The organism is Albidovulum sp., from assembly GCF_008933605.1.
Taxonomy (GTDB): domain Bacteria; phylum Pseudomonadota; class Alphaproteobacteria; order Rhodobacterales; family Rhodobacteraceae; genus Albidovulum.
Genome location: NZ_WBUS01000007.1, coordinates 40,607 through 50,740, shown reverse-complemented (window position 1 = coordinate 50,740; position 10,134 = coordinate 40,607). Strand labels below are relative to the sequence as shown.

11 protein-coding genes are annotated in these 10,134 nt (G+C 65.8%); 9 read left to right on the top strand and 2 right to left on the bottom strand.

Translation table 11 applies throughout. From position 1 onward, the window contains the following. Positions 1-4: 4 nt before the first annotated feature. Complete coding sequence (locus tag F9K34_RS02065) at positions 5-949, bottom strand: phosphotransferase enzyme family protein (protein WP_291334899.1); 945 nt, start codon at positions 947-949, stop codon at positions 5-7. 305 nt (positions 950-1,254) lie between these two features. Between F9K34_RS02065 and F9K34_RS02060 the strand changes: the two genes are divergently transcribed. The 3 genes from F9K34_RS02060 (at position 1,255) to F9K34_RS02050 (ending at position 4,627) form a co-directional block, all read left to right on the top strand. Then, positions 1,255-1,671: a RidA family protein gene (locus tag F9K34_RS02060; RefSeq protein WP_291334897.1), complete on the top strand. Its 417-nt coding sequence runs from the start codon at positions 1,255-1,257 to the stop codon at positions 1,669-1,671. A 64-nt stretch (positions 1,672-1,735) separates the two neighbouring features. Next, positions 1,736-3,097: an aspartate aminotransferase family protein gene (locus tag F9K34_RS02055; protein WP_291334895.1), complete on the top strand. Its 1,362-nt coding sequence runs from the start codon at positions 1,736-1,738 to the stop codon at positions 3,095-3,097. 24 nt (positions 3,098-3,121) lie between these two features. Then, positions 3,122-4,627: an AMP-binding protein gene (locus F9K34_RS02050; protein ID WP_291334893.1), complete on the top strand. Its 1,506-nt coding sequence runs from the start codon at positions 3,122-3,124 to the stop codon at positions 4,625-4,627. 30 nt (positions 4,628-4,657) lie between these two features. Here F9K34_RS02050 and F9K34_RS02045 read toward each other — a convergent pair whose 3' ends face one another. Next, on the bottom strand, positions 4,658-5,440 hold the full coding sequence (locus tag F9K34_RS02045; protein WP_291334892.1) for a DeoR/GlpR family DNA-binding transcription regulator: 783 nt from the start codon (positions 5,438-5,440) through the stop codon (positions 4,658-4,660). A gap of 145 nt (positions 5,441-5,585) precedes the next feature. On the opposite strand from F9K34_RS02045, the gene F9K34_RS02040 reads away from it, so the two are divergent. Genes F9K34_RS02040 through F9K34_RS02015 form a run of 6 tightly spaced genes read left to right on the top strand, consistent with a single transcriptional unit; the run spans position 5,586 to position 10,089 of the window. Then, positions 5,586-6,866 (top strand): class-III pyridoxal-phosphate-dependent aminotransferase, encoded by a 1,281-nt coding sequence (locus F9K34_RS02040; protein WP_291334891.1) that lies wholly within the window; start codon positions 5,586-5,588, stop codon positions 6,864-6,866. 16 nt (positions 6,867-6,882) lie between these two features. Next, the gene (locus F9K34_RS02035; RefSeq protein ID WP_291334890.1) at positions 6,883-8,442 is read left to right on the top strand and encodes an aldehyde dehydrogenase family protein; all 1,560 of its coding nucleotides are present in this window, start codon (positions 6,883-6,885) and stop codon (positions 8,440-8,442) included. Next, positions 8,439-9,053 carry a BMC domain-containing protein gene (locus F9K34_RS02030; RefSeq protein ID WP_291334888.1) on the top strand — a complete coding sequence of 205 codons (615 nt, stop codon included), beginning with the start codon at positions 8,439-8,441 and terminating at the stop codon, positions 9,051-9,053. Before F9K34_RS02035 ends, F9K34_RS02030 begins: the two co-directional genes overlap by 4 nt. Next, positions 9,050-9,526 carry a hypothetical protein gene (locus F9K34_RS02025; RefSeq protein ID WP_291334887.1) on the top strand — a complete coding sequence of 159 codons (477 nt, stop codon included), beginning with the start codon at positions 9,050-9,052 and terminating at the stop codon, positions 9,524-9,526. The genes F9K34_RS02030 and F9K34_RS02025 overlap by 4 nt, the downstream gene beginning before the upstream one ends. After that, positions 9,523-9,792: a EutN/CcmL family microcompartment protein gene (locus F9K34_RS02020; RefSeq protein ID WP_291334886.1), complete on the top strand. Its 270-nt coding sequence runs from the start codon at positions 9,523-9,525 to the stop codon at positions 9,790-9,792. The genes F9K34_RS02025 and F9K34_RS02020 overlap by 4 nt, the downstream gene beginning before the upstream one ends. Before the next feature lie 15 nt (positions 9,793-9,807). Further along, on the top strand, positions 9,808-10,089 hold the full coding sequence (locus F9K34_RS02015) for a BMC domain-containing protein (RefSeq protein WP_291334885.1): 282 nt from the start codon (positions 9,808-9,810) through the stop codon (positions 10,087-10,089). Positions 10,090-10,134: the final 45 nt, after the last annotated feature.

The following is a 10,134-nucleotide window of genomic DNA, read 5'->3' as shown; positions in this document are numbered from 1 at the left end:
GGCGTCACTTGAGAAAATGGCCCGAGAGATAGTCTTCAGCGATCCGGCAGGCGCCCGTCGCATAGGCTGCGCCGAGCTGCCGCGCCTCGACGGCATGTTCGTAATGGAAGCCGACCCAGCCGACGAGCAGCATGCGCCTGAGCATGATCAGCGTCGGAAGTATGTCGCGGTCGGTGCGCGACAGTGGCCGGTTACCGGTGTAGCCGCCTAGCCAGGCCTCCATCCAGTCGGCGACGCGGGCGTCGTCCTCCATGAAGCTGACGGCCGTGGCGAAATCGTTCAGGTACCAGGAGTATCCGCAGTCGTCGAAGTCGATGACCGAAAGCCGATCGCCGTCGATCAGAAGGTTCGCAAGACGCAGGTCGTTGTGACACAGACCGAACCTGTTGGGCGCGCGCCCGTAGTCCGCCAGCCGTCGGCGGATTTCTGCGGTGGCACGGGAAAGGATGTCCTGCTCCTCGGCGCCGGCGCCGGGCGCATCCTGCCAGCGCCCCCAGAGTGCCTTTTCCAGCACGGCGGTGTCGTCATAGGTGAAGCGTCGGAAGACGGCCGGCCGCCGCCAGCCCATGCCGAAAAGATGCATTCTCGCCGCAAGATCGCCAAGCCGACCGAAACCTCGGATCAGGTCGGCGTCGGCCGACGGGGCGGCGCCGGGCAGCCAGTCAAACAGAGTGACATGGCGGGCGGGGCCGTTTTCGACCGCCACGGTGCGCACCCGGCCGCCGTCGCGCGCCTCGATGGGGGTGGGCGCGTCAACGACGCGCGCGCGGCGCAGCGCATCGATCCACATGAGTTCGGACTCGATCTCCTCGCGCGAATGGTAGTTGGGGCGGTGAACCCGCAGCGCCGCGGATCGTCCCGTGGCCGGGTCGTCGACACGGTAGGTCCAGTTTTCCGAGACGTTGACAAGGCTGAAGACCAGATCAGGGGAAAAGTCATAATCTGCCAAAACGGATTTCACGGCCCTGTCGAGCGATTCGGCGATGGCGTCTCCTCCTATCATCCGGTCCCCCTTCGCCGGCCATGCTCCGCCGGACGCGCCATCGGCGAACGACCAAGTCCCATCTGGCCCAATGGTCCAACTAATAGACATTAGTTCCAGCGAAACGTCCCGTTGTCAATATCCCGGAGCGGTTTTTTCGAGCGGACGCAACCATACTCTTGCCTTGCGCCCGGAAGCTCATATGGTAGATTGGTCTGCGAATTAGACATTTGGGGCCGGACCCATGTCTGCCAGCAACGGGGAGCGAAGCGATGTCTGCGGAACCGCGGTCAACCGGAGAGGACCGGGACTACAGGGCCCCCGAGGGCTTTCTGGCCAAGGCGCCGATCAGCAATGCCGTCCGCGTCGGCGATGTCATCTATATTTCCGGCCAGATCGGCATCGACGAGACCGGCGCCGTGGTGCCCGGCGGGATCGGCGGCCAAACCCGCAAATGTCTCGAGAACATCCGCGAGATCCTCGCCAGCTATGGCGCGACCCTGGCCGACGTCGCCCAGACGCGGATATTCCTGACCGATTTCGCCGGCTATGCCGACTACAACCGCGTCTATCAGGAATTCTTCTCGGCACCATTCCCGACCCGCTCGACCGTCGGCACCCCCGCCCTCGCGCTCGGCGCCCAGATCGAGATCGAGGCGGTCGCGTTCCTGCGCAGACAGGGGCGCTGAACCGGCGCTGAACGCCACACGGTCAGGCCACAAGGACGCGGCCGCGACGCAACAGGAGAATCCGATGAACCACACGCTTCCCAACTGGCACGGCAGCGACCTGAGCGAGGCCGAAATCCTTGACCAGCTTCCGCCCCTCGAATGGGACTACGACACTGCGGTGGAGAACCGCGAAAGATACCTTTCTCCGGTCCTCAAGACGTTCCAGGCCACGACAAGGCCGATCCTGCTGCGCAGCGGCCTTGGGCAGTATCTTTGGGATGCCGCGGGCAACCGGTTCATCGACACCGTGGCGATGAACCAGGCGATCAGCGCCGGCTACCGCAGCCCCTACGTCATGACGGCGGTGAAGCAGCAGCTGGACAGCATGCAGCATTGTTCTACGATGTGGATGCACCCCGGGCCCGCGTCGCTCGCCAAGTCGCTGGTCGACAAGATGCCTGCGGGCGACTGGGTGGTCCATTTCCTGTCGAGCGGCACCGAGGCCGTCGACCTCGCGGTGACAATGGCGCGCAACTACACCGGGCGGCATACGGTTGTCGGCCTGCGCTCTGCCTACCACGGTGGCGTCGGAGCCGTAGCCAATGCCCTGACCTCGATCAGCCGCTTCCACCACAAGGTCACGGGGGCGTCGGGCATCCTGCACGCGACCAACCCCGACCAGTATCGCGGCATCCACGGCGCCGGGGTGGAGCCATACGTCGCAGAGTTCCGCGCTCTCATGGGGGCATCGACCAACGGCGAGCTGGCCGCCTATATCTTCGAGCCGATCCAGGGCTACGGCGGCGTGATCCCGCTGCCGACCGAATACATCAAGCAGACGATGGAGATCGCCCGGTCGATGGGCGGCGTGGTGATCTGCGACGAGATCCAGACCGCGATCGGCCGCACCGGCAAGCATTTCTACGGCTTCATGGAACACGGCATCGTCCCCGACATGGTGGTGATGGCGAAGGGGCTCGGCAACGGCTTCCCGATCTCGGCCGTCGTGGTGCGCCGCGACATCGCCGAGGCGATGACCTCGCGATCTTTCATGAGCACCTACGGCTCCAACCCGACCTGCTGCGCGGCGGCGCGGGGCGTGATGGCGGCACTCGGCCCTGGCGGCTTGCAGGAAAACGCGCGCATCGTCGGCGAAGAGGCGTTGAAGATGTTCCGCGAGTTGCAGACACGGCACGAAGTGATCGGCGACATCCGGGGATCGGGCATGATGATAGGCGTCGAACTGGTGAAGGATCGCGATACCAAGGCGCCTGCCTCTGAACTCGTGGCGAAGATCGCCGACCAGATCGCCGATTCGGTGATCGTCACCAAGGCCGGCGCCAATGCCAACGTGTTCCGGCTGGTGCCGCCGCTCTGCCTGACGGTCGAGGATGCGGCCGAGGTGATCGACCGGCTGGATGCCCTTTTGAGCAAGCTTGCCTGACGTGCCCGACCGGAGGCCCGCGCCGTGAATACCGGAACTTTCTTGACCAAGGCCGCGCGCTTCAATCCGTCGAAAATTGCCCTGGTCGATAGCGGAATGACGCTTCGATACGACGAGATGAACGCCCGCTCCGCCGCCTTCGCGGCAGGCCTGCGCCGGCGCGGCTATGCGGCAGGCGACCGGGTCGTCCTGTTCATGCCGAACCGGGCAGACTATATCGTGGCGCTCTTCGCCCTCTTCAAGGGCGGCCTTGTGGCGGTGCCGGCGAATGCCAAGCTTCATACGTCCGAACTTGGCTTCATCGCCGGCCATTGCGGCGCGCGCGGCGTTGTCTGTTCGCGGAAATCCCGGGCGGTGGTGGAGGAGGCGCTGGCCGGCATGTCCGGCATCGACCTGATCGACACCGACTCCGAGGGCGCGGACTCCTTCCAGGCAATCGTCGACGACGGCTTGGATCATCGCGCCGAGGACGCCGAGGTGGCGCCAGACGACCTTGCCTGGATCTTCTACACATCGGGAACGACGGGGCGGCCGAAGGGGGCCATGCTGACCCACCGCAACCTCTGCGCCATGACTATGAACGCGCTTGCCGATGTCTGCGACTTCCAGCCCGAGGACGTGGTGCTGCATGTGGCACCCCTGTCTCACGGCTCGGGCCTCTATGCCCTGCCCTCGATCGCGCGCGGGGCTACCAATCTGATCTATGCGGGCGGCTCGTTCGATGCCGCCGACGTGCTGGCGACGATCGCGCGCGAAAGGGTGACGATCCTTGCCTTCGTCGCGCCAACCATGATCCACATGCTTCTGGAGACCAACCCCGCCTTGAAGGTGCCGACGCTGCGGCGCGTTCCCTACGGCGGCGCCCCGATCGACCCCGGCCTCGCCGAAGCCGCAATGGCCCGTTTCGGTCCGATCTTCGCCCAGCTTTATGGCCAGGGCGAATCGCCCATGACGATCAGCGCGCTCCGGCCTCGGGACCACCACGGAAGGGTGCTCTTTTCGGCCGGCACGGTACGAACCGATGTCGAGGTGCGTCTTGTCGACGAGTCCGGCCAGCCCGTGGTCGACGGCGCGGAAGGCGAGATCTGCGTGCGGGGTGATGTGGTGATGCGCGGCTACTGGAACGACGCCGCGGCCGACGCGAAGGCGCTCAAGGATGGCTGGCTTCACACCGGCGATGTCGGCCGGTTCGAGGACGGCTATCTCTACCTTTTGTCGCGGATGAATGACGTGATCATTTCAGGCGGAAGCAACATCTACCCGCGCGAGATTGAGGATGTGCTGATGCTGCATCCCGCCGTGCGAGAGGTCTGCGTCTTTGGCGAACCCGACGGGAAATGGGGGGAATCGGTTACCGCCGCCGTCGTCGCCTCGGGGCCGGTGGCGGCCGAGGACTTGCAGGAGTTCTGCCGCCAGCACATCGCAAGCTTCAAGAAGCCGAAACGCATCGCCTTCGTAGAGTTTCTGCCGAAGAACGCGTATGGCAAGATCGTCCGCCGCGAGGTGAAGGCCAGTCTCTCCGGCGGCTGATGTGGGCGGCTCGGCAGCCGGCCGGACTTCTCACTCCGCCGCCGCCACGACGCATGCGCTGCCGCCGTCGCGGATCGCGGTGGCGAGTGTGTCGGGGGGCTGCTCGTCGGTGATCAGCGTCAGCGCAGCGGACCAGCCGCGCAGATGCACCAGCGCGCGTTTCCCGAACTTGGAATGATCGGCCAGGACCACCCCAAGGTTGGCATGGGCGAGCATGGCGGCATAGACCTCGCCCGCGCGCAGCATCGCCTCGCTGACCCCGGACGGATCGAGCCCCGAGGCGCCGATGATGGCGACCTCGGCGCGATAGCGTTCAAGCGCCCGGATCGTCTCTGGGCCGAAGACCATCCGTTCCTGCGGCTCGAACGTGCCAGGAAGCAGCATGACCTCGATCAGCGGACTGGACGCGAGCTCCACCGCGATCGGATAGGCGGGGGTGATGACGGTGATGCGATGACGGGTTTCGCGCAACACCCGCGCGAAGGTGAACATGGTCGCCCCGCCGCCAAGTACCAGCGTCTCGGCGCTTTCGTACCGCGCGACGGCGGCGCGGGCGATCGCCCTGCGTTCGGGGACGAAAAGTCGCAGCCGTTCGTTCAGCGCGGGTTCGAACCGATTGCCGGTACTCACGGCGCCGCCGAAGGTGCGGCTCAGCCGCCCGATCTGGTCCAGCTCCGAAAGGTCGCGGCGAATTGTTTCGGTGGAGACATCGAGCTCCTCGGCGAGCTGGTTCACCCTGAGCGAGGGGTTGGCTTCCAGAGCGGCGAGGATTCTGCCCTGCCGCAGTTCCTTGCGCGATTGCGTCCTTGCCACGGGAAAGCACCAGAATTGCCACGCCTTGGCCGAAAGAAGCAGGTGGGGGCGGGGCGGTCAACAGCAATTTTGCCCGACTAGCAACATTTCTATGTTGTCTAATGCCGAATAAAGTGACAGACTTCAGTCAAACGGAGGTGCGCTCGTGTACAACTACGGATTCTTCAGTTTCGACTCGAAGGACGAGCTGCTTGCCAAGGCGATTGAATACTGGAACCCCGGCAAGACGAAGTTCTGGCAGGACGCAGGGATCGACCTGGTGATCGATCGCCGCGAGGGTTACTTCCTCTACGACATGTCTGGTCGCCGCCTAATCGACCTGCATCTCAATGGCGGGACTTACAATTTTGGCCACCGGAACCCCGAACTGGTGGCCACCCTGAAATCCGCGCTTGATTATTTCGACATGGGCAACCACTGGTTCCCCTCGGTCGCGCGCGCGGCCTTTGCCGAGAAGCTGGTGAAGTCGGCGCCCGGCATGAAGTACGCGATTTTCGGGGCTGGCGGGGCCGAAGCCGTGGAAATCGCCCTGAAAACTGCCCGATATGCCACAAAGCGCCGCAAGATCGCGTCGATCATCAAGGGCTATCACGGCCACTCCGGCCTGTCGGTGGCCACCGGCGACGAGCGCTTTTCCAAGATCTTCCTAGCCGACCGTCCGGAGGAATTCGTCCATGTCCCCTTCAACGACGCGGAGGCGCTCGAGCGCGCGCTGAAGAATCGCGACGTGGCGGCCTTCATCATCGAGACGATCCCCGCGACCTACGGCTTTCCGATGCCGGAGGAAGGTTATCTGAAGGCCTGTCAGGACATCTGCCGCCGCTGCGGCACGCTCTACATCGCCGACGAAGTGCAGACGGGACTGATGCGCACCGGTGCCATGTGGGGATGGCAGTCCTATGGCCTAGACCCCGACATGTTCGTGACTGCCAAGGGGCTGGGCGGCGGCATCTATCCGATCTCGGCCTGCGTGGTGACCGAGAAATGCGGCGCCTGGCAGCTAGAAGATGGCGCGGCGCATATCTCGACCTCCGGCGGCTCCGAACTGGGGTGCATCATCGGCCATCAGGTCATCGAGATGCTTCAGCGTCCCGAGGTGATCGCCAACGTGCAGTATGTGGCCGAGTTCTTCCAGCGCAGCCTGGCCGAGATGATGGCCGCCCACAGCGACATCTTCGTCGGCGTCCGCCAGCGCGGCGTCATCCTCGGGCTCGAATTCGATCATCCGGAAGGCGCGGTCGCCGTGTCGCGTGCTCTTTACGAGAACGGGGTCTGGGCGATCTTCTCCTCGCTCGACAAGCGGGTGTTGCAGTTCAAGCCGGGCGTGCTGCTGGACGCCGCGACCTGCCAGGAGATCGTCGACCGGATGGAAGCGGCGATGCCGCGGGCGCGAGCGCTCCTGCGCAACCCGCGCCGGGCGGCCTGAGGGGGGAGGGCGGAAGATGCCGGTCCACAACGACGCGCCACGGCTCCAGGTCCCCGACCGGGCGGAGACGACCGCCCGGATGAAGATCGACCGGGCGGGATGGGCGGTGCGCGCCTATGCCCGCTACGACCGCGCCGCGGTGATGCGGATCGTCCGTGCGGTGGCCGAGGCCGCGCATCAGGCGGCAGGACATTACGCCGAATGGGCGGTCCGCGAGACCGGCATGGGCGTGGTCAAACACAAGCAGCTGAAGAATGAACTCTCCGCCCATCCGCTGGTGGACTTCTACGAGGACATGGACCTTGTGAGCCCGCGGGTCGATCCCGCGCGCAAGATGGTGGAGATTCCCAAGCCGGCCGGCGTCATCTTTGCGCTGACGCCCGCCACCAACCCGATTTCGACGCTTTACTACAAGACCATGCTCGCGCTTCTCAGCCGCAACGCGGTGATCTTCAGCCCGCATCCATTGGCGAAGACCTGCTGCAACGACGCCGCGGCGCGGCTCGAGGCGGCCGCCGTGGCCGCAGGCGCGCCGGCCGGGTTGATCCAGTGCGTCGAAGAACCCTCCGTGCCTCTCGTGCAGGCCTTGATGGCCTCGCCGAAGGTGCAGGTGATCCTCGCCACAGGCGGCGGGCCGATGGTGCGCGCGGCCTATTCGTCAGGCACGCCCGCGATCGGGGTGGGACCGGGAAACGCGCCGGTCTATGTCGATCCGGGCGCCGATCAGAATGCCGCCGCCCGCCGCATCATCGAGTCGAAATCCTTCGACAATTCGGTACTTTGCACGCATGAAAGCGTGCTGATCTCGATCGAGGAGAACCGCGGCAAACTGGAGCGCGCATTGCGCGCCGCAGGGGCGCATGTGTGCACCGAAGCCGAGGTTGTCAGGCTCCGCGCCTGGCTCTTTCCCGAGGGCCACCTGAACACGGCAGCCGTCGGCAAGAGTGCGTCCTGGATCGCCGAGAAGGCGGGTTTCCGCGTCGTGCCCTCGATCCGGATTCTGGTCGCACCGATCGAACAGGTTGGGCTTGACGAGCCGCTCACGCGAGAGAAGCTCTCGCCCGTGCTCGCTTGGGCTACCGCCGAAAGCTTCGAGCGCGCAACCGGCATGGCGCAGATGATCCTCAGGATGGTCGGCGCGGGCCACTCGGCCGCGTTCCACGGCGAGGATCCGCAAAAGGCGATGGACTTTGCGGCGGCACTGTCGGTCTACCGGGTGGTTGTGAATGCACCCTGCTCGCAAGGGGCGGCCGGGTTCGCCACGCATCTGCCCCCCTCGTTCATGATCGGCACCGGCTATTTCGGGCGATCCTCGGTCGGCGAAAACATCGGGCCGCAGCATCTGGTGCACTGGACGCGGCTCGCGTGGAACTCCGACGCCTCAGTCGCCATGCCCGACATGAGCGGCGTGCGCGCGCCCTTCGACGGGTCGGCCGCCGGCACACGCGCATCTGCCGCCCCGAGGCCGCGACCCGTCGCCGTTCCCGCCGTTGCGGATGGCGGGGGCATGGACCGCGACCTTCTGCGCCAGCTCATCCTTCAGGAACTTCGTGAACTGACCCGAGGCCAGTCGTGACAGATCTTCGCGCGTTCATCTTCATCGACCAGTTGCAGCCCCAGACGCTTGCCTATACCGCGACCTGGATGCGCGGGACGCTGCCGCGCGCGCGAATGGCCGCTCAGATCATCGAGATCGCGCCGGGGCTCGACATCGAGGCGCTGACCGACACGGTCCTGAAAAGCGCCGAGGTGCGGGCCGGATCACTCGTCGTCGAGCGGCAGTTCGGCACGCTGCTGTTCCACGCCTTTTCCACCGCCGAGGTGCGGGCTGGCGCCGACGCCGCGCTTGCCGCAATGGGAAAGCGGCGCGAGCAGGCGGAGCGGCCGAAGATCATGGCCTCGAAGATCGTCACGCGCGTGGACGACCAGCACGCTTTCCTCATGAACCGCAACAAGACCGGCTCGATGGTCCTGGGCGGTGAAAGCGTCTACCTCCTGGAATGCCAGCCCGCGGCCTATGCGATCCTCGCCTGCAATGAGGCGGAAAAGGCGGCCGACATCAAGGTCATCGACATGCGCATGTTCGGCGCGAACGGGCGGCTCTACCTCGCCGGAACCGAGGCGGATGTCAGGAATGCGCGCGATGCGGCCGAGCGCGTGCTGCGCGAGGCGGGAGCGGCCGGATGAGCGAGTTGAGATCACTCATCCGCCAGATCCTGGCCGAGGAGATCGCGGCACTGCGATCGGAAAGCCCCGGCAGGCCGAAGGTGGAGCGGGTGCGCGCGGGCACCGAGGCGGAGTTGACCGACTTCGCCCTGTCGGTGCTGGCCCGCGCGCAGGATGCGGGGTTTGCCGCCGCGCTGCGCGAGGGGCGCATCCGATTTGCACCGGAATATCCGGTGCAGGCCATACCCGCGCCCGCCTATGCACCGCCGATGCCGCAACCCGCCGCCGCAGCACCCGCCCAGCCGATCACGCTTGTGACGACCATGCCCGCCCCGGTTCCCGAACTGCGCAAGGGCCTGATCACCGAACGCGACATCGCCGCCGTCGCCGAGGGCGAGGCCCGGCTGAGAATCACCAAATCCGCGCGGCTGACCCCGCTTGCGGGCGACGAGGCACGCCGCCGCGGCCTCAGGATCGAAAGGACACTGGCATGATACGGGCACGCGTCAGCGGCAGGCTCTGGTCCACGCGCCACATCGGAACGCTGCCCACCGGCGCGCTTCTCGAGGTGGAAACCGAAACCGGTGCGAGACTGATTGCCTTCGACCCGCTCGGCTGCGCCGACGGCGAGGCGGTGCTGGTCACGCAAGGTTCGGTGGCGGCCTCGTGGTTCCAGGACAGGTCGGCCCCGATCGACGCCCTCATCATCGGCTCGATCGACGAAGAATCCACCGGGAAACCGGCAGCAAAACGCAAGTAAGGGAGTCCCAGAGAAATGGCTAATCTTGCAATCGGAATGATCGAAACCAAGGGCTACGTGCCGGCGCTGTCGGCGGCCGATGCGATGGTCAAGGCGGCCAACGTCGAGATTATCGCCCGCAACGAAGTGGGCGGCGGACTGGTCTCGGTCGTGGTTCGCGGCGACGTGGGCGCGGTCAAGGCCGCGACGGAAGCGGGCGCCGAGGCAGCCGCGCAGGTGGGCGAGGTGACGGCGGTCCATGTCATCCCGCGCCCGCATCCCGACTTGGCCAAGCATTTCGAGGCGGTGAAGGGCTGAGTGCCCTGCGAGCGCAAGCGCGCCCCGAATCCGGCGACCACGGCC

Coding starts and splice junctions, on each gene's coding strand:
- F9K34_RS02025 (WP_291334887.1), top strand. CDS start 9,050: ATGAGCGAGTTGAGATCACTCATCCGCCAGATCCTGGCCGAGGAGATC.
- F9K34_RS02060 (WP_291334897.1), top strand. CDS start 1,255: ATGTCTGCGGAACCGCGGTCAACCGGAGAGGACCGGGACTACAGGGCC.
- F9K34_RS02015 (WP_291334885.1), top strand. CDS start 9,808: ATGGCTAATCTTGCAATCGGAATGATCGAAACCAAGGGCTACGTGCCG.
- F9K34_RS02055 (WP_291334895.1), top strand. CDS start 1,736: ATGAACCACACGCTTCCCAACTGGCACGGCAGCGACCTGAGCGAGGCC.
- F9K34_RS02020 (WP_291334886.1), top strand. CDS start 9,523: ATGATACGGGCACGCGTCAGCGGCAGGCTCTGGTCCACGCGCCACATC.
- F9K34_RS02035 (WP_291334890.1), top strand. CDS start 6,883: ATGCCGGTCCACAACGACGCGCCACGGCTCCAGGTCCCCGACCGGGCG.